The 19,063-nt window shown below is 70.2% G+C and carries 16 protein-coding genes; all 16 read right to left on the bottom strand.

Annotated features, from left to right (window positions below):
- Nucleotides 1-28: 28 nt before the first annotated feature.
- Entirely contained in the window at nt 29-3,103 is a 3,075-nt protein-coding gene (locus tag F0L46_RS17615; protein WP_149819941.1) for an N-6 DNA methylase, read from the bottom strand.
- Nucleotides 3,103-3,741, bottom strand: a complete 639-nt coding sequence (locus F0L46_RS17620; RefSeq protein WP_210247655.1) for a DNA adenine methylase — start codon at nt 3,739-3,741, stop codon at nt 3,103-3,105. Before F0L46_RS17620 ends, F0L46_RS17615 begins: the two co-directional genes overlap by 1 nt.
- Nucleotides 3,742-4,037: 296 nt before the next feature.
- Nucleotides 4,038-5,693, bottom strand: coding sequence for a hypothetical protein (locus F0L46_RS17625; protein ID WP_149819945.1), 1,656 nt, complete (start codon nt 5,691-5,693; stop codon nt 4,038-4,040).
- Entirely contained in the window at nt 5,621-6,616 is a 996-nt protein-coding gene (locus F0L46_RS17630; protein WP_149819947.1) for a TniQ family protein, read from the bottom strand. The genes F0L46_RS17625 and F0L46_RS17630 overlap by 73 nt, the downstream gene beginning before the upstream one ends.
- Nucleotides 6,613-7,803: an AAA family ATPase gene (locus F0L46_RS17635; RefSeq protein WP_149819949.1), complete on the bottom strand. Its 1,191-nt coding sequence runs from the start codon at nt 7,801-7,803 to the stop codon at nt 6,613-6,615. Before F0L46_RS17635 ends, F0L46_RS17630 begins: the two co-directional genes overlap by 4 nt.
- A gap of 3 nt (nt 7,804-7,806) precedes the next feature.
- On the bottom strand, nt 7,807-9,981 hold the full coding sequence (locus F0L46_RS17640; RefSeq protein ID WP_149819951.1) for a TnsB C-terminal domain-containing protein: 2,175 nt from the start codon (nt 9,979-9,981) through the stop codon (nt 7,807-7,809).
- Nucleotides 9,982-10,004: 23 nt separating this feature from the next.
- Nucleotides 10,005-10,730: a hypothetical protein gene (locus F0L46_RS17645; RefSeq protein ID WP_149819953.1), complete on the bottom strand. Its 726-nt coding sequence runs from the start codon at nt 10,728-10,730 to the stop codon at nt 10,005-10,007.
- Entirely contained in the window at nt 10,727-11,545 is an 819-nt protein-coding gene (locus F0L46_RS17650) for a hypothetical protein (protein ID WP_149819955.1), read from the bottom strand. The genes F0L46_RS17645 and F0L46_RS17650 overlap by 4 nt, the downstream gene beginning before the upstream one ends.
- A 157-nt stretch (nt 11,546-11,702) precedes the next feature.
- The gene (locus F0L46_RS17655; RefSeq protein WP_149819957.1) at nt 11,703-12,419 is read right to left on the bottom strand and encodes a hypothetical protein; all 717 of its coding nucleotides are present in this window, start codon (nt 12,417-12,419) and stop codon (nt 11,703-11,705) included.
- 10 nt (nt 12,420-12,429) lie between these two features.
- Nucleotides 12,430-12,666 (bottom strand): hypothetical protein, encoded by a 237-nt coding sequence (locus tag F0L46_RS17660; RefSeq protein WP_149819959.1) that lies wholly within the window; start codon nt 12,664-12,666, stop codon nt 12,430-12,432.
- Nucleotides 12,667-13,546: 880 nt separating this feature from the next.
- Complete coding sequence (locus F0L46_RS17665) at nt 13,547-14,332, bottom strand: hypothetical protein (RefSeq protein WP_149819961.1); 786 nt, start codon at nt 14,330-14,332, stop codon at nt 13,547-13,549.
- A 357-nt stretch (nt 14,333-14,689) separates the two neighbouring features.
- Nucleotides 14,690-14,860 carry a hypothetical protein gene (locus F0L46_RS26250; protein WP_188312027.1) on the bottom strand — a complete coding sequence of 57 codons (171 nt, stop codon included), beginning with the start codon at nt 14,858-14,860 and terminating at the stop codon, nt 14,690-14,692.
- 238 nt (nt 14,861-15,098) lie between these two features.
- A complete protein-coding gene (locus tag F0L46_RS17670; protein WP_149819963.1) occupies nt 15,099-15,956 on the bottom strand; it encodes a hypothetical protein in 858 nt (285 codons plus the stop codon).
- A 113-nt stretch (nt 15,957-16,069) separates the two neighbouring features.
- Nucleotides 16,070-16,924 carry a 3'-5' exonuclease gene (locus F0L46_RS17675; protein ID WP_240540044.1) on the bottom strand — a complete coding sequence of 285 codons (855 nt, stop codon included), beginning with the start codon at nt 16,922-16,924 and terminating at the stop codon, nt 16,070-16,072.
- Nucleotides 16,902-18,608, bottom strand: coding sequence for an AAA family ATPase (locus F0L46_RS17680; RefSeq protein WP_240540045.1), 1,707 nt, complete (start codon nt 18,606-18,608; stop codon nt 16,902-16,904). The genes F0L46_RS17675 and F0L46_RS17680 overlap by 23 nt, the downstream gene beginning before the upstream one ends.
- A complete protein-coding gene (locus F0L46_RS17685; RefSeq protein ID WP_149819965.1) occupies nt 18,605-19,033 on the bottom strand; it encodes a hypothetical protein in 429 nt (142 codons plus the stop codon). Before F0L46_RS17685 ends, F0L46_RS17680 begins: the two co-directional genes overlap by 4 nt.
- Nucleotides 19,034-19,063 lie beyond the last annotated feature (30 nt).

Genomic DNA, 19,063 nt, shown 5'->3' on the forward strand with positions numbered 1-19,063 from the left:
AGGAGTTCGACTTGGGCTCTTCCCGACGTCACGACACCGCAGCTCCCTCGGAGCTCCCACCTGCGAGGAGTTCAACGTAGTTCCAGACAATGTGCCTGGCAGCTCGGATTCCCTGCGAGTAAGTCCAGTACCGCGGTTCGGCCCGCATCCCCAGCCAGATCCTGTCCTCGCCATCGTGGTGGTAGATCTCGGTGGATCCCGTCCCGTCCGCGCTCGCGACGAACGCGGCCAAGTCCCTCTGGCCGACAGGGCCGCCCGCACGGGCTCGCTTGCCGCGTTCGAGGACGACGAAGCCCCACGCCGGCGTGAGGGCAGGGTCGACGCGCGTTGCGCTGAGCGTCGCGCCGAAGCGCTCCGCCCAGGGAGCGAGTTCCGCATCGAGGCCACGAATGAAGTCTTCCACATCGGGAGGAGACTGGCCCTGGCGCACCGAGGATCCCGTGGAGAGGCCGTGCTTGAGCGTGTCCGCGATCACCTGCCTGTCATCCGGTCGAAGCCCGTACAGGCGCGCGGCCCAGTCGTCCAAGCGTTCCTGGCCCACAGCCCTCGACGCCTGCCAATCCGCGACGATGCCATCGAGCACATGGCGCTGTGCTGGTGACAGGCTCGCCAGATCCGGCACCGGCATGTCGTCGACGGTGGCCTTCTCGACGATGTCGCGCTCGAAGCCGTATTCCCCACTGGTCATCAACATCCACCAGCGCGCAAGCGAACTCCTCAGCACCGCAGCGAGATACCATGCGAGATCGGTTCCGCCCGAAGCATCTGCGAAGCTGTAGCCGTAGTACGACTCCGTGTAGACGACGTCGCATTCTGCCACGCCGGCCGACATGCCTCCCGCTTCTGTCCGGATCGCCTTGCCGACGACGAGGAGGGGACCTCGAAAGATGCCTTCCTCCCGTCGGTCATGGATGCGCTCTTGCACGAATCCCGGAAGGTCGTCGATGTCAATCCGCGGCGAAGGTGCGACCTTTGCGAGGAGGGGCTTTCCCCTCAGGTACGCGGCCGACACACCAGGTCTTCCATCGTCCCTCAGTCTGCCGTTCCTATCCTTGCGGGGCCTGCTGCTGCGCCTGAGCGCCTGGAACCCGTTACCCGAGACGCCACCGACCGAGGCTACGATCTCTCCGAGCGTCCGATTTTGCGCCTCACGGAGGCGCTCGAAGATCCCCAGATCAAGATCGCTACCCCGAAACAGGATCTTCAAGCGCAGCGGGTTTGCGATCAGGTCGTCCACCCTCACCAAAGGGGAATGCGCGGCATCAATCCGCAGGGCGCCGGCACCGTTCAGGCTCGGCTCGACTTCGGGCGAGACGAAGCGCATCGCCGATCCTGGAGCGGGCGGATTGTTCCTGCCGAACAGGATGCAGAACGGGGCATCGATCTGCGGCCAGACGTTCGTCCTTCGCAGGCCCACACCGTTGATGACTGACGTGATGTCGACCGCCTTGAGCAGCGCCGCCCGTGCTTCGGGCATGCCCTCGCCCTGCTGGAACAGAAGCCTACCATGGAGGGCGAACGCGATCTGCCCGCCGGGCCGCGCCCACTCGGTCGCCCGCCATACGAACGGCAGATCGGGAGCCTCGTTCGGCAGCAGACTCGCGGACGGCGCCTTGCCGAGCCTTTCCTGCGCGATCCTGCGGACGTTCTCGCCGACCCACTTCCAGCCCTTGATCTTGGCACCCGTCTTCCAAGGCGGGTTGCCGATCACGACGTCGTATCGGCCCAGGTGCTCGCTTCCAACGCCGGGGCCCAGGGCCCCGAGCTGGTCAAGGCTGATTTCCTTAGGGTTCTTCGTGCCGATCCTCATGACCTCCTGCGACACGGGTCGGTGGAGGACGAGGCCGTGCAGGTCCCTGAAACCGAGCTTCGACAGCGGCTCCGGCTGGGGATCAAGCTCCACCGAGCTCAGATAGAGCCCGAGCGCGGCGAAACGCAGCGCGGCCTCGTTGATGTCGAAGCCCGTGATCTGCCCGTAGAGGATTTCCCGGAGGGTGCTCGTGCCGGGTCGGACGCCGTCGTGCCTCCAGCGTTCCGCCACCAGGTGACGGAACGCCGTGATGAGGAAAACCCCCGCGCCCGCCGCCGGGTCCAGGCAACGCGCCCTATGCCGATTCCCGGGATCGAGTCCGAGAAGGGCCGCGCGGACCATGAGGTCGGCGATGTGCGCCGGCGTATAATAGCTGCCTTCCTTCTTCTGCCGCTCGCTCTCATGGCGCTTCAGGTACTGCTCGTAGACTTGGCTGAGAATGCCGACAGGGATATGCGCGAAGTGAAGGTTGTCCCATTTCTGCTCCCAGCCGAGCGACAGCTGGCGGTTGGGGGCACGGCGCATGATGTCGATCAAGACACCGAATGCCTCCTGCGGCAGGCGGTCGAACAACCCGTCGGAGAGCGGCAGGAGATTGCCGTTGAAGTTCTCGTCGAGCCATCGCGATGTTAGGCGGGCGGTCGCCGCGTTCGAGAATGCCTCGCCCGTGGAGACACCGTTCATGTGGGATCCCAACGGAAGTTCGCGGTCTGCCAGAAAGCGGGCGAACAGGGCGCGTCCGGCGAGCGAGATGGCGTCCCCTTCCGTCAGACCGGCTTCCATGAGGCTCGTGAGGGCGGCGTCGAGGAGCTCCAGCACCACCTTCGAGATCGTGGTGCGTTGGGCGCCCAGTTCCGGGCGCATCGACGCGACGTAGGGCAACGAGACCGTCGGGTCCACGCCCCTGGCGGCGAGGTCCACGCCGAAGCGCGGCCGCTTGTCGAGGCCGACCGCATGGAAGTCGAGCCGTCCACCCGACACGACGCCGAGATAGGGGACGTCGCCGCGCAGGGCGACGATGCGCCGAAGCCGCTGAAGGTGCCTGGGGTCGGCAAGGCCGTCGCCATCCACCAAGGCGACCAGCGGTGCTCCCTGCCATTCGTGGATGCCGACGAGCGGCGCGAGGTCGTCGGCGTGCCCGGAGCGCGCCGAGACGAGCGTCGCGTAATGCAGCAACTCCGCCCGGTCGTGGTCGAACGCGAACGTGTCGTCCGGCAACCCGCCGTGCGCCCGCACGACCTCCCTCAGGCGCTGCTCCATGCCCCACGACGTGGCTGTCCGGAGCCCGGCCATCACCCGGGGCTCCCCGTCGAGGCGAGCTCGGGGCCGAATCGGCAGGCCAAGTCGTGCAGGAGCGCATTCCGCTCGACTGCGGGCAGGTTCTCGATGCGCCTGACGAGACCGGCCCGACGCCGGCGAAGCCGCTCGCGGGCGCGATAATCGGCGCCGCAGAACCGGTAGTCGTGCAGGTTGGTCGGCTCGGGAAAGTTGAGCCAAGCCGTCTCGGTCCTCGGCCCGGTGTGGCTGTCCCCCGGGAACTCGACACAACGCCAGTCCGACAGATGCTCGGCGTAGAGGTCGTTCCCGTAGCTGGACACCACCACCATGCACGGGACGCGGCGAAGCACGGACAGGAGGCGGACGTGGTCCGCATTGGTGTAGTCGTGCCTGTAGATCCGCGCCTTGGCCCGCGTCGACCTCGGATATGGCGGGTCGCAGTACACGAGCTCGTCGCCCCTGAACGGGTATCCCTCCAGGAAGTCGAGTGCGTCGCCGTGGATGATCTCGACGGACGCCGTGCCCAGCGAGCGCCAGCGGTCGATCACCCTCGCGTCCTTTTCGATGCCGATGTTGACCTCGGCGGGGCGCTTATGGCGCAGCACGGCGCCGCCGCCCAGGTGCGTCTCGACGTAGACGCGATGCGGGGGCATTAACGAGATGATGTGCTGGTAGCACCGACCTTTTCCGCCAGGGTAACGCATGCGCGACATATCGCGATTTTTAGCGATGGTGTCAAGGCACGCGTGCCCCTGCAACGCCGCCATAGCGCGGCGCGACGGCGCCCAGCCGTCCGGCCCCGACAGTGACACGCCTCCTCCCAGCACCGCTTGCGCACTCCTCGTCTGGATCCGGGCACGACGTTACCAGATCGCGAAGCAATCGAGGCGGCCCGTGGCGGCACGCCGAACCCGGGACGTCGGGATCCGCCGCCCGCCAGCAGCCCGCGTCAGCCCGGTGCTTGGCTATCGGCCGGTCCGCCCAGCATGGACCGAACGAGAGGCAGCGCAGCCGCCCGCTCGAACACCACGGAGTAGAAGGCCGGGCGGTCACAGACCGGGACGACCCCCTTCCGCCTTAGGAGCTTGGCGGCGGCGCCTCCCGACGAGCCGATCAGTCGGTCGAGTTCGTTGCCGAGAACGAATCTCTCCCTGAAGGTCTCGACCTCGGCCTTCGAAACGAGCACCTGCCGCCCCGCCCGCTTCGCAGGCAGCTGGCCCGACCGCATCAGTTGGGCCACCATGAGGCCGGTTGCACCGATCAGACGGGCCGCTTCGGTGGCGTTCACCCGCTCGACGCCGTCGGTCGCCGCCTGCCGTTCGATCTCGGCCCGACGGGCCAGGACGGCGGCGGTGGCGGCGTCACGCGGGTACAGCGGGTAGCCCCCGTCCGGCAGCGCATATAGCGGTTCGACGCCTGCGGCCTTGAGGATCGGTACGACCGCCGCCGCGGCCTTCCTGCCAAGCAGCTCGGCCAACTCGGTGCCGGACACGCATTCCCGGGCGAGGCGGTCGGCCGCGTCCGGCAGGACAAGGCGCCGGCGGGGGCCCGGGATGGAGGCCAGATCGCCGGTCCTGACCAGATGGTAGATCGCGATCCGGTCGATGCGCTGCCTGCTCGCGACATCCTTCGCCGTCAGTCCCGCCACGGCCGGCATGGCGGCAGGCGCGGCCCGGGCTCGCTCCTCCCTCAGATCCCGTATGGCGGCGACCGCCTCGTCGCGGTGGTACAGGACCTTCTGGTATCGCGGGCGGGCGCAGGCCGGTCGGATGCCGCGGGCCGCCAGGGCGGCCATGACGGTCCGGGGGCCGCCCGTCCCCAAGGCGTCGACGAGCTCCGGGACGTCGACGTAGGCGTTCCTGAACCGCTCCACCTCGTCGAGCGGTATGACCGTCGCCTCCCGGTCGCGGCACGACCTGATGATCCCCTTGGCCGTGAAATCCCACACGGCTGGGCGGGGGATACCCGTCCTGGCGGCGAACTCGGCGGGCGACAGGCCCGGGGAACGCCGCCGACGCAGGGCGCGGCGCACCTCGCGCAGCCCGACCTCGAACCCGTGCAGGCCCGCCCTCTCCGGCCGTCTCGCGATGGCAAGGTCCCCGGCCAGCGCGAGCTCGATTACGTCCGCCGTCGACGAACGGGCGGCCTGCGCCGCGCCCGGCAGTGGGAACGTGCGCGAGCGGGGGGGCTGCGTCCGGCTGCGCTCGTCGAGGCGCCGGAGCAGGTCGGAGGCCGCGTCGCCCGGGAAGAGCCAGGTGCTGGGGCCGCTTCGCCCGGTGCGCGGTACCACCGGCTCGATCAGCCCGCGCCCCACCAGCCGCTTCGTAGCCGCAGGCGGCACGCCGAGCTCGCGCGAGAGCTGGTCCAGGTTGATCGCGCCGTGGAGGCGCCGGGCCAGCGCCTCCACGTCTGCCGGCCTGAGCCCGGCCGGTGCGCCCTGGACGCGGCGGGCCGGCATCATCCCGAGGACGACGGCGATCCTGCGGAGCTTCGAATGCGAGACGCCGCAGATCCCTGCGGCCTCGACGAGGGTCAGTCGCTCCGCCTCGGGCCGGGGCACACCTTCGAGTGAGAAGCCGGTCTTGAGGAGCACGCCCTCGCGCATGTGGCCGGCGATGGCCTCGCGTAGCGCGGATGCCAGAGGGCTCTCCGGCAGGGTGCGGATCCAGGCATGCAGCCCGCCGTAGGCGTGCTCGACCCCCAGCCACGGCGCCGCCCGTCCGTGCCCGCCCGGACGCGGTCGAGGAGGCTTACGGCATGCCGGGGCAAGTCCGCCGCGACGCGATGGCCAGCGTTCATCAGGGCGCCCCTGCCCAGTTCGGCCCGGAGCCGCGCCATGCCCGCGTTCTCGTCCAGCCAGGCCGCCCCCAGGCGCTCCATCGCGGCGACGGCGTCGACGAGCGTCAACCCGTCGAGCGCGTCGCACGCGACGCGCGGCGCCCCGCCCAGGCGACCGGCCAGATAGGCGTCGGCCCGGCAGTCGTCGGCGTCGAGCGCGACGGCTTCGCATCTGAGTAGATCGTGCCCGTTGCGGCACCGGGTCAAAGAACCATAGTGCCAGGAAACACCCTCGCCGCAATCGGGGTAGTGCGCCGCTAGGCGGACGCGATGAGTTGGGCAGGCCGAGATCGCGGTGACGTCCCACCAGGGCCGGCGATAGATGCCCCAGTAGGCGCGGCGCTGCCCACCCGCCGCAGAGAGGTCGCCCCGCCAGCAGTCCGGGCACCAGCGCCGCTGGCGGCTCGTCCAGTCGTCGCGATGGAGCTCCTCCCCGAACAAGGCCACCCGCGTGCCGGTCACGACGGGGCTCACGAGGCAGTCCGGCACTCCTTCGCATCCGAGATAGGCCCGGACGGGGCCGGCGAGGTCGCCATGGACCACCGCCGCGATGGAGAACCCCGAAACCCTGAACTGATCGCGCGACCAGCCCTGGCCGTTGATCGAGAACGCGCGCATCAGGTAGCCGGGCCCGGATTCCCCCGGTATCGGCGTGGGCACGACGGTCAGCCTGGTGTCGGATGCAATCACGGCCGCTCCTCCTCGTTCGCCGCGGCCAGGACCTCGCCCGCGGCGGCCTCCTCCTCGTTGAGGGCGGACCCCCGAAGCAAGGTGAGCTTCAGGAACTCCGCCTCGGGAAGCTTCGGGCAGGTCGAGATGTCGGCCACCAGAAAGGGGTTTCTCTTGGGCCCGACCTGGAAGATTTCCTCGAACACGGCGGCGAGGTGGTCCTTGAGGTCGAGGCGCCTGGCGCCCGCCTGGATGGCGAGGAACGCCGCCTCCTTGACGAGCGCCATCATCCGGCCCGTGTAACCGTTGCTCGCCTTGAGCATGCGCCGCACCATGTCAATGTCGTCGAGCCCCGACGGCTCCGGGAAGCCGAGCTTGCCCTCGACGAGCTGCAGGAACTTCGTCGCCTTCCTGATGTCCTTGGCGGACGCGCCGAGCGGCTTAATTGGGACCAGGACGCCGCGACGGCGCAGCTGGAAGTCCCGGTCGATCACCTTGGTCATCCACGGCATCCCCGAGAGGACAAGGAGCACAGGGCGCATCTCGGCGCCCGGCGGGCGCAGCGGGTCGTGCGGGTCGGGAATGACAAGGTTCTTCAGCGTCTCGACGAGGCTCCTGCGCTCGTCGTCGGTGCGCCGCATGAAGGCATGGTGGAACTCGTCGATCATGACGACTGAGACGAGCTGGGCCTCGATCTGGGCTCGGACCCTCACCCAGACCTCGTGCTCCTTCATGCTCCCGGGCAGGGTCTTGCCGGTCATCGCCTCATAGAGGCGCAGGCCGAGCGTCCTCAGCGTGCAGGGGCTGGGCGCCTTGATGGCGACGAGCGGCCGGACCGTGCCGAAGGCGTCCTTGAAGGGCACGAGGGCGGAGTGCTCACGCAGCCGGCGCAGGACGTGGGACTTGCCCGCGCCCGACGGGGCGGCCACGATCATGCACCGCGCCTCGGCCTCCTCGGCCTCGTCGGCGTACATGTAGTCGTCCGCCTGCAGTCCCTTCACAAGCTTGTCGAACCGGTTCCTGGCTTCGGTCACGACGTCGGTGTTGATCCTGATGTTCGCGACCTGCCGACGGTGGGCGGCGCGTTGCAGGTCCACGAGATCGGGCGCGAGGGAGAACCGGGCGCGCCGGACGGGAGCCTCGCGCACGGGCGAGGCCTCCTCGGGCAGGGACGCGGCCGGGATCGGCGGCTGAACATGGCTGGTCATGGGTTACTCCGCGGTCCAGTCGATCTCGTCGTCGGTGTCGTCGTCGGCATCGGGGAACGGCGTGGCCACGGCGAGAGGTGAGGAAACGGTCCCCGCCTCGGCCACCGGCGCCGGAGCGGGCGCGGGCGGGACCACGACCTCGGGCCGGTCGGTCCCGCCTGCCTCCTCGTCATCGCCGGCCGGCAGCCGGGCCCTGAGGCGCTCCTCCCGGTGCCCGGTATCCGCGTCGGCGGGATCGGCCGCGAGATCGAACATCGGATCGTCCACGTGCTCGCGGAACCAGTCGACGTCGATCTGCGTGAGGCGGACGGGCTTGGCGCCGGCGAGCCGCCCCTCCTCCCGCAGGAGCCGCATCGCCTTGACGAGCGTCTCCTGCGAGACGCGCTGGTCCTTGGACGTCATGCGCCGGGCGACTTCGACCGTGTCGCGCCACTCCTGGAGCGACACGCCGTCGGCGAGGCGGTGGTCCTCGCAGCGAATGCTCTCCCAGCGCCCCTCGTCCTCAAGGAGCACGAGGACATGCCCCAGGTCGGCGGGGTCCACCTTCACGAGGAACTCGTCGCCGAAGTGAAAGCCCTTGCGGCGGCGGATGCCCCTCAGGAGATCGGACTGGTAGCGCAGGCCCAGGAAGGTGATGCCGCTACGCTGGATCGTGCGCGGGACCACGAGGGCGATGAGCGGCGTCAGGTCCTCGGCGGACGGCGGCAGGCGAACGCCGTAGCCCTGGAGGTCCGTCCAGCGCTGGAGCGGGGTGCGCCCCAGGAGACCGCCGTGCGGGCGGTTGTGGTAGATGTCGACGACCCAGATCGTGAACAGCTCCACCAATTGCGCGAGGGTCAATGCCGCCCGGCCGACGCTGTCGTAGTCGCCCCGCTCGCGCACGTCCCTGAAGGTGCGGCCCGGGAGGTAGGCGCAGAAGTCGCGGGCGATGGTGCCCAGGACGCGCTCGACGATGCCCTTCAGGTGCGGGCGCCGCCGGGGCATGTACCTCAACTCGAAGCGCAACTGGCCGGCGGCGGCCTTCATCGAGCGCGAGTGGAATTCGCGGCCGTTGTCGAGCTTCACGACCTCCGGCACGCCGAACACCGGCCACGACGTCTGGACCCTGATGCCGGCGAGGTCCTTCGGCAGCACTGCCATGCGCAGGCAGTGCATGACAGACGTCCAGGACGGCCTCACGTCGGAGATGTGGAACCCGACGATCATGCGGGTCGCGGTGCAGATGGCGACCGTGAGCCAGACCCGCTTCGTCCGCTTGCCGTTGCGCTCCTTGGCCAGGGCCCCGTCGCCGTGCACGAGGAGGACGTCGAGGGGCGTGTGGTCGACCTCGACGACCTGAAGGGGCCGGGTGGCCTTCGGCGCCGCCTTGACGTGCCGGAACAGCTCCTCGGCGGCCGCCTTGCCCTCGCGGTGGTAGACCTCGTCGAACTTCGCGACGTTGCGCGCCACCCAGCGCCGCACCGTCGAGGCCGATGGGACGTCGAGCGGCTGGACCCGGCTTTCGTTGAGCCGGCGCACGTCGTCCTGGATGAACCTCACCACGTGGGCGAGGGGGAGCTGCTCCGGCGTCAGCCAGTCCTCCCGGATGCGCCTCGCAATGACGGCGTCGACCTCGGGGTCGATCTTCGGGCCGGCGCCGCCCTTGCGCTCCTCCAGCGGCACAAGCGCCGCCATCGAGCGGCCGGCCTTGCGCCAGCGGCGATACCACTTCTGAAGGGTCGAGCCGCCGACCTTCTCCACGCCGAGGGTCTCGGGGTCGGCCTCTTCCAGCTCCGCCTGAAGGCGACGGCGCTCGGCGGCGACCGACCTCGCGACGCTCGCGAAGCCGGCGATGGTCTTCTTCGCCGTGCCCTCGGCGAATGCGCGGTCGAATCCCTGGACATAGTCGAGGCGCCTCAGCGCCTCGTCCTGGTAGGCAACGTCGAAGCCCTCGATCTGGCGCTCCAGGTTGGCGCGCACGCCCTCGGGCAGCCCGGCCGCGAGCTCGGCGATGAGCCGGAGCCTGCGCGGCGTGGCGAAATAGAGGTCGGCGAGCTCCTGGTGCGTCTTCACGACAGTCACCGGACGCTCGCCCATGGTGCGCAACGTCACGCCGGCGTCGTCCCGGGAGAGGACCTTGTGGTGCGCGCCGTCGATGACGACGAGGGTGTCGGGCTGGAGACGGATCTGGGGAATCATCGGAACTCCTGCTGGCGGTGGAACTAGGCGGGCACCCGCACGAGCGCGTGGTCGTCGAGCAGGCGGAACGGGTCGACGGGGGCGAGCTCGCCCCGGGCGACGAGGGCCAGGACGGCCCTGAAGGAGCGGTCGCCGAGCCCGGAGGCGAGCCTCAGGTCGACGATGCGCGCGTCGCCGCCGAACCGGTCGACGGTGACCCGCATGGTGTGGAGCTCGACCTCGTCGACCAGGAACGTGCGCTCGCTCGCCACAAGGGCGGCGTTGGCGAGGCGGACGGCGTCCATCGTCAGCTCGGTCCACAGCTCGAAACGGTCGTATCCGTTGGCCTTCGCCGCGGCCGCGAGGAGACCGAAGGCTCCGATGCCGCCCAGGCTCGCGACGCGCCTCGCGGGCTTGACCTGCGCGCAGACCTTGCTGCCGTCGTCGTAGCGGACCGCGAAGTCGGGACGGTGCAGGCGCCACTCGGCCCCGTCGAACCACCGGAAGGGCGCCGGCTCCTCCTGGTAGGACACGACGCACGGATCGTCCTCGATCAGGACGATGTAGTCGCGCGCGAGGAGGCCCTCGTAGGCTACCATGCGGTAGCCCATCTGCGCCTTGCCCGACGGGTACTCGCCCGTGATGCAGTCCCGCCTGCCGGTCACGACCCGGCGGGTGGGCTGCGGCTTGCCGACGTGGCGCGAGAGGAGCGTCGGCGTCCGCGCGACGCCGGCCCGCGAGGCGCCGGAGCGGTTGGCGTGACCGCTCATCGCAGCGTCCCCCTCTTGATGGCGGACGCGCCATCCAGAGGCTTGCGCAGGTCGAGGGACACCTCGCCGGCCATGGCCAGCGCCATGATCGCCGCGAGGGTTCGCGAGACGCCGCGCCGGCACGCGAACCGGAGCCGGCGGTGCACCTGCCCGACGGTGGTCGGAAAGCCGATCCGCGAGATCGCGTCCCTGGCGCGGGCCAAGTCGGCGGCGCCGGTCCCGCCGGCCTCTTCGCGGGTGTGCTCCCGCAGCATCCGGGCGTGGTTGAGCCTCGCCTGGCGCGCGAAGAGCCGCGCCTCGGTCCAGACCTCGAAGCCGACGCCGAGCTCCGCATATCCGGCCCGGACGGCACCCTCGTCGCGGATCCGGTCGGTGCCGGTCCGGTCGCGCTCCCAGGTCCACGCGAGGGCGACGGCCAAGACCGAGCCGTCGCGACGGCGCGCGACGAGGTCGGGCACGAAGGCCTGCGGGACCATGCCGCCCCCCTGGCGCGGGTAGAGCAGCACGTGGGGACGGAGGGCGATGAGCTCGATGTCCGGGTCGCAGGCGAGGCGCTGCACCGCGGCGGTCTCCAGGGAGCAGGTCGTGGTCACGACGCCGCCGAACACCTTGCCCGTGCGCACGACGTCCGGGACGGCCGTGCGGCGGGGCCTGCGGGACTGGAGGGGAGCGGAGGCCGCGGCGAGGCCGAGGTCGGCGGGGTGGACCTGCGGCACGGCGGTGCCGGCCGCCACCGCACGGGTGGAGACCGTCGTCGCGGCGCGCCGGACGGCCGGAACGGACAGGGTGGGCACATGGTCGGTCAGGTTGCGCATGGAAGACCCCGGTCGGGTTCTGAAGGGAGGGTGACGGCTGCCGGCCGTCGGCTCGGGAAGCCCGTGCCGGACCCGACCCGGGGTGCATTCCCGTTCGGGGCCGGCGCCTTGCGATTGGGTTGGGACGGCCGTGGTGGGCTTGCCGCCTTGCCGTCTGTCACGGCGTCCGGTCGGACGTCGGCTTGGGATCCGGGTCGCGAGCGGACCGGACGGTGGCCGCAAGCTCCCCCAGGATGGCCCGCCACCGGTCGCTCGGCGCAATGCCGGTCACCGGCCACGGTCGGCGCTCGAAGTCGTGCCGCCAGGCCCCGGCGACCTCGGCGAGGGTCTCGACGGAGATCCTCATCCGGCCCTCGTGGTCGAGGGGCGGCTTGCGCCTGGCGACCGCCGCGACGATCTCCCGGCAGGCCCGGTCCATCCACGCGTCCGGCTCGCGCCGCCAGAGGGGCCACATGGCCGGATGGTCGATGCGCACCCCGTGGTCACGGGACCAATCCGCCGCCGCGCCCGCCGACCAGAGAAGGTCGTCGTCCACGACGATGCCGGACGGTCGAACCGGGCAGGTCCAGAGCGTCGCGACCTCAGGGTGCCTGGCGTGCTCGAAGAGGGCGGCCATCGCCTCGGGCGAGGGGGCGTCCGCGCCGACCGCGGCGGCGACGACCGCCGCGGACGTCCTGTCCCGCACGAGGGTGAGGGCGGCGCCGTGGGGCGTGGCCGGGGAGGCCAGGGCCACCGTCGACAGTCGGCGCACCAGGACGTCGACCCGGACACCGCGTGCGGTGACGAGGCTGTCGAGGCCGGCGACCGGCCCTGGCGTGCGATGCGCCGGGTCGGGGAACGGGCCGTCGCGATCCGTCTCGGGATTCTCGCTCACCGGCGCCCCCTCAGCACTCGTGGACGACGACGTCGAGCAGCGTCAGCCCGCTCTCGTCGTCGGTCACGTGGAGGACGGGCCTGTAGGGGCGCCCCTCGGGGCCCTCCAGGAAGACCGGGAGCCCCAGGCTCGTGGTGACGGCGAAGTCCGCCTGGAACGAGACGGAGCCGCTCCGGCCCGGCCCGCGCCGGCCGGACCTATGGTTACGGCGCCTGACCTGCGCCCAGGGGTTGGTTAACTGTCTCATGACAAAAGCCCTCCCGTGCCGCGCGGACGGGCGTCCGGCGGGTTGTGGTTCGCGGTGCGTCGGGCTATTTTCGATGCGGACGATCAGGATGCGTCCGAACGGCAGTCTCCGAGTGTCCTCAAGCCATGCCCGACATGGCCTGCGATCTCGGCGACCGTGATCCGGAACGGCGCGTGGACAGGCGTCCACGCCTCGGACCGGTCATGAAGGCGGCTGTCCCGGCAAGCCGGGGCGGTGTCTGGGAAAAGCGTTCGGACACGCACCGGGGTCCTGACCCTGGTGAGGGGCGTAGGGCGTGCAGGCCCTACGCCCCTTTTTCATGTCCTTCCGCCCCGACCGCCGGGACCCTCCACCTCCGCCAGTTGTGTTCCACCGCCGAACAGGATTGGCGAATGGAACCTCGTGGGCATAACCTCCCCCCGGACCGTGTCGCCGGACGCCATCCACGTGCGTGGAGAGGCGACCGGCGACACGGCTTAAGGCCGGTACGCCAGGGTGCAGCCGAGCGCCGCCCCGAAGGACGTCGGATCAGTCCGTTGCTTGGAGATCAGGCGGAGCTCTGCGCTACGACGCCTTCTTGGGAAGGCAGCCGGCGCGCAAAGGCGACCGTCCGATCCCGCTCGCGCGGGGACGTGTGTTCTCGGCTTTTCCCATGTCAGAACCATAAGGCGCGAACGCGCCATTTGGAAGATACCCGGAGCGAATATCCTTCGTCAGGCCGGGCGCATCAACCTGTATGGTGAATCTTCGGCAATACCAATCGATTCAATCGCTATAAGCAGACCGGGTTGATGGCATCATCATACTCAATGCAGGCCTGGTCAACATGTAGATAACTTCATCATGGTGAATCGATTTCCAGCGCTTTGGCTCGGGAGAGCTATGGAGCAAAATTAACTGAGACATCATCATCTGCATCCAGCGCTTCGTCTGCTTCCAACTCTCTAGCGATCATGCGGTCGAAGGTGTCACCCGCGAGGGCGGTGAACGCCGGCAGGGTCTGCTCGTCGAGGCAGTGGATGGGTTGCCCGGTATGGAAGCAGCGCCGAACGGAGGGCCCATCGTCCACGCCGGGCCGGGGTGCCATTCTCACGCTTGATCCATGGAGGTGGGCCAGCAGCCCTGGAACCAAGGGCCTCACCTCGCGAAACAGGCGCTGTCTGATGTCCTCGGAAGTGATGAAGCCATGCGGCAGGGCCGGAAAGACCCTTTCGAGCACGCGAGCAAGACCCTCGACCTCGCTCGTCGCGACTACCCAGCGGTTGAGCCCGGTAAGGTGCATCCGGACAAGCCCGCTCGGAGTGCCGAACAGCTTGGGAGCCTCGCCCTTCAGCGCGCGCTCGGCTATGTGCCGCCATGCCTGGGCCATGACCTTCGGATCGACACGACCGGCAAGGAGTTCGGCAGCCTCGCACAGCATGAGCCATCCAGGTGGGCGCGGCAGGCGCTGTGGCGGGGGCTCGACGGACGCGACGATCAACGGCAGGGCACTTTCGTGGAGGCACCACCGGTCCACTCCCTTGATCCTGCACGCGGCCATGCGAATGACCTCGCCGCCGAGCGTCACGGAATGCCCCTCGCTGCACTCGGCGACCAAGTCCGCCCATATCCTTTGGAATGCGTGAGTTTTGAAGCTCAACCCCGTGCGGCCACTGACCTCGCGCATCGATAGCCACTCGGACGTCTTTGGCGCAGCACCGGGGATGCGCCGCTCCCGTCTCGCCCAGGACTCCCGTATGGCGAGGGAGCGGACCGAAACGACTCGGTTCCCATGATCGCTGGAAGCCTCCTCTGCGCCCATGCGGAAGTCCGACACCGCTCATCCCCGAATCCAGTTGTGCCTCAAGGCTTGATCCGGGGCACGCAGGCGACAATGGGCGCCTGCGACGGGTCGGCGCTGGGATCGTGCTTGTCGGCTTGAGCGAGCCCGGACCTGGATGGTGGAGCCGTTCTAGAACCCGGGACTCGGCAATGTGGACGTCGCAAGCGCGGGGGCGAGAACCCGCTCCGCAGCACCTACCCCTCAGATCAGGTTGTCACCGTCGACCTTGACGGCGAACGCCCGCTCGACGCCGCACTGGTTCGCGAGACGCAACGCGGTGGGCAGATCGCACCCCCAGTCGTCGAAGCCCGGATCGAGCAGCATTGCCGTCTCGATGACCTCCGAAGGGTCCTGCCCGTCGTCGTGGAGCACGTCCCACACCGCGGGATGGCGCGCGTCGGCGGCCGGCGGTCCAGCGACGCGCCGTCGCGCGACGCACGTCCTGGATCGCGCTGTGACCGCGGCCCCGGGTTCGCGCTGCCGCACCCCCGTCCTAGGGACCCCGCGAACCCTGCGCCGGCCGCGCTCGGCCCTGGCACGCCCGTCCTTCGCCGCGGCGGCGCCGCGCTCCCTCATCGCCTGGGGCATCGCTTACCTCTCTTTCGCGGCATCAGACGCGCAGCGCCCGGGCCAGGCTGCCGCACACGGCCTGCGGGCCGAGCGCGGCACCCGGCGCCCGAGCATGGCGCCGCGTCGCGACGGGGCCACGGGCGACGGGCCGGCGCGCGGGGGACGTCACGGGGCGGGCCCGGACCTCCACGGCATCGGGCGCGAGCCGGTCGTACGCTTCCGCGAGGGACCGCAGGAGGGCCTGCGGCTCCCTGGGCGCAGTCTCGGCGTCGCCGAGGAGTTTCGCGAAGGCCACTCGGTCGAGGGGTCGACGGGGATCGACCGACGCGGCCACCATGGCCGCAGTCATCAGCACCGCCCGGCGCTGCAGCCGGGCCGACGTGATCCCGACCATCATCGCCCGCGAGTCCTGGCCGCAGAGGCAGGGCATCTTCACGGGCAGCACGAGCCCGAGGGGCGAACGGCCGGGAACGCCCGTGTCGCCGTCGCAGGCCAGGATCCAAGGCGCGGCGCCGGCATCCCCCGGTCGACGCGCGGCCCTCCTCGACTCGTCCGTGGCCATAAAGTCGCGCCCGCAGGGAAGGACCCTCAGGTCGGCACGGGCGGAGAGCGCAGACGCGCCGAGCAGCTCGAACGGCAGCGCGAGCACCACATCGCGCCCGGCCGCGACCGCGTCGTCGAGCACGGTCCCGAGGTCGTGGGCGGCGCGCGGACCCATCGCGACGTGGGCCACCTTGACGGCGGGAAGGGAACCGGTGCGGATCGTATCGCCCGCGCGCGAGCCGTCCGCCGGCACCTGGACCAGGAGGACGGACTGGTCGACGCGGGCGAGGGTGTCGGCCGTGAGAACCGCCGCGTGAGCGGCGCTGGGGTGGTCGGAGTAGAAGGCAATGATCATCTGTCACTCCCTTGCGACGGTGCGGCGTGCACCGTATGTCGATATTTCTAGAACTATCGAAATGATAAAGCTAGAGGGATCGTGGGGCCGATGGCGCCCTTCGTGCCCGCTGGTTAGGGAAGCGTTTTCATACCCTCGACAATCGCGCTCACCTTGAACGGAGCGGGTCGCCGGGACGCGCGCCACGCGTCGAGGAACACGCCAAAATGCGGGCGCCGCTCACGGTCGCGCTCCAGGCACGCGACAAGGCTTTCCATGCTGGCGTCATGCCCGGCCCGGTCGGTCCTCCCCGTCAGGAGCGCCCACCTCACGTAGAGCGCAAAGAGGTTGAGACAGTCGGCCTCGCAGTACGCCCGCACCGCCTCGATCTCACCGTCCTCCACCATCCGGGCCACCGACGATCCGTGCCCGCCGACCTTGCCGGGCAATCCTATGGCGTGCGCCATGTCGTCGAGGCCGAGGCGCGACGCGGCCCCGTGATCGGCGAGCTGGTCCATCAGATCGCAATGCATGTCCGCCGAGTAGCGCGAGGAGTAGTTGGTCCACTTGTCGCCCGCGGAGTACCATGCCGCCGCCGGGATCCCGTGCACCATCGCCCGAAGGCGCAGGACGGGAAGGTCGAAGCCGCGACCGTTCCAGGTCGCGACGCGGTCGTGGCCTGGATCGAGGAACGACCAGAACGCACGCAGCAACCGCCCCTCGTCCCAATCCGCCTCGCCGCCGGATCGGCAGGCGGTCACCTCGTAACGCTCGACCCCAGCCATCCGGAGGATGCGGGCCTCGACAAGGCTGATCGCGACGATCCGGTGCCACGCCAGCTTGGGGAATTTGTCCTCCGGCCAGTCCGGAGGCACCAGCTCGCCGTCGGGGACGGTCTCGATGTCGATGCAGAGCAGGCGGTGCGTCATTTGCCCTCCTGGGTTCATCATGCGTGATCGGGATTTTTCAGTGGAGCGCGGCGCCACCACGCTCGCGGACCCGGAGGATGGCCTCGACCATCCTCCGCAGCCGGCGCAACGAGCCGCCCCGCCAGCGCGCACGCAGGGCCGAGAGCTCGACCCCGTCGAGGGGCGCGTGGAAGCGGGGATCGAGCCCCTTCTCGGACGCAAGGTCCGCAAGCACCGCGGGCAGGAGGGCCTCCAGATGCTCCGGCCCGGGCTTCGGCAGGTCGACGACGACGCGGAACCGGTCCATGAGCGGGCCGGGGAGGTGGAAGGTGTGGTTCGCCGTCGCGATCACGCCCACCCAGCTCAGGTCGAGCTCGGCCTGCAGGCAAGGGTCCGGGAAACGCTTGGCGGTCTCCGGGTCGAGGAAACCCAGCAGGGCGTCCCACAGCCTTCCGTAGTCGCTGCGGGTCGGCGCCTTGTCGATCTCGTCCACGAGCACCAGCGCGTTCGCCTGCCCGAAGCGCGTCACCGCCATGAAAGGCCGCGCCGGCTCCGCGCTATACCAACGGCGCTCCGTGCCACCGAAGGACGCCCCACCGTCGTTCGCGCCGTCCACTCTCAGCAAGCCCGCACCCAGGAGCTCGGCTAGCCGACGAGCAAATCTGGATTTGCCGACCCCAGGGTCCCCGCGGATGAGCACGTGACCGAGCTTGAGCCAGGGGCGCGGGATCCCGGCCAGGATCGCGCCGACGGCCTCCTCCGCGTGCGGATACTCGCGAAGAAGACTCGTCCGCACCGCCGCGAGATCGCCGGTGCGGACGAGGGGCACGGCCTTTCCGACGATCCCCTTGTACGGCTTCACCAGCTCCGCACCCCGGCCCGTGTCCGCAGCGGTGCGGCAGACCACGACGTGGCCCTCGGGGACCTTGGGGCCCTCGGTGCCGGCCCCAATCGCCTCCGCCTTGGCCCGCTCGCGTTCCTCGTGGCGCCGTTTCGCCTCGGCCGCCTTCGCTTTATCGTGTGCGATCCGACGGCGGTCGGACGCGAGCACCTGGCGCTCGATGGGCGTCAGCAGCTCCTGTCCGACGCGAAGCGCCTTGTCGGCCAGCGCCTCGGTGCCGTAGCTCGTCACTTTGCGCCCGGCGGCGATGGCCGCAAGCCCGAGGGCGAGCATGCGGCCCTGGAGCTTGAGTTCGTCGTACGCTGCCCCGCAGGCCTCTCGCCAGGCCCGGAGGGCTTCCGCTCGCGACCCCTGGGCGGCGGGGGGCTCGCCGTCAGCTTCGGGCTCCTCCGCCGGCAACCCGTCCCAGGGATCGCCGTCGTCATCGTCCGCACCGGTCGCCGCTACGAGGGCGAGCTTCTCAAGCGCGGCGCCCACCTCACCAAGGCGCTCCAGGTCCCTCCAGACCGCATGCACGACCCGCGTCGCGGCAGCCCTGTCGTCCGACGGCGTGAGGACGAGAAGGAGGGCGTCCGCGACGTCGCGCGCTGCAGGGCGGTCGGACGCCACCGCGAGCCCGTCGAGCGCCGCGACCACGCCTCCCAACGCGAGCGCCCCATCGGCGGCCATGTCGTGGCCCCCGGCCAGAACGGTAGCGGAGAGGGCGTCCACTGCGCCGCCGAGTCCGGGATCCAGGGCTCGCGCGTCCGCGGCGAGTGCACGCATCGCCTCGCCGCCGGCGCCCGTGTCGCCCAGGGCCGTGCGCAGGCTCCGCGGAAAATGCCTCAGCACGACCGCGCGCGCGATCCTTCGTGAGATCGTCATGCACCCTCCATCGTTGATGAGCCGCCGGAGCCGTCGCGTCTCCAGGCGATCCATTCCCCCGCGAGCTCCGCGAGCCTCGGACGAGCATGCCGGCGCGACAGGCGCGTGAGGCCGTGCGCCACGATCAGCGCGGCCGTCGCGTCGCCCCGCAGTGCCCTGAGCGCGAGCAGGGACATCGCCAGGTCCCGTCGCACATGAGCCGTTCCCCCATGGAGCGCCTCGATGGCGAGCGCCGCGGCTGCCCCGGCGTCGCCGGCGAGGGCCTCGCCCCAGCGAGGCTCGCGTAGGATCGACACGGCGGCCAGGGTTCTCTCCAGACCGACCACGTCGCCCTGTTCCAGTGCCGCGGGCGGCGATTTGCGCCATCCGTCGAGCGGCACGTGCGCGCGGCGCCGCGCCGACTGACGGTTGTTGCGTGCAGGCATGGCTCCTCCCTTCCGCGGCTCGGGGAGCCG

The organism is Salinarimonas soli (assembly GCF_008386575.1).
Lineage (GTDB): Bacteria > Pseudomonadota > Alphaproteobacteria > Rhizobiales > Beijerinckiaceae > Salinarimonas_A > Salinarimonas_A soli.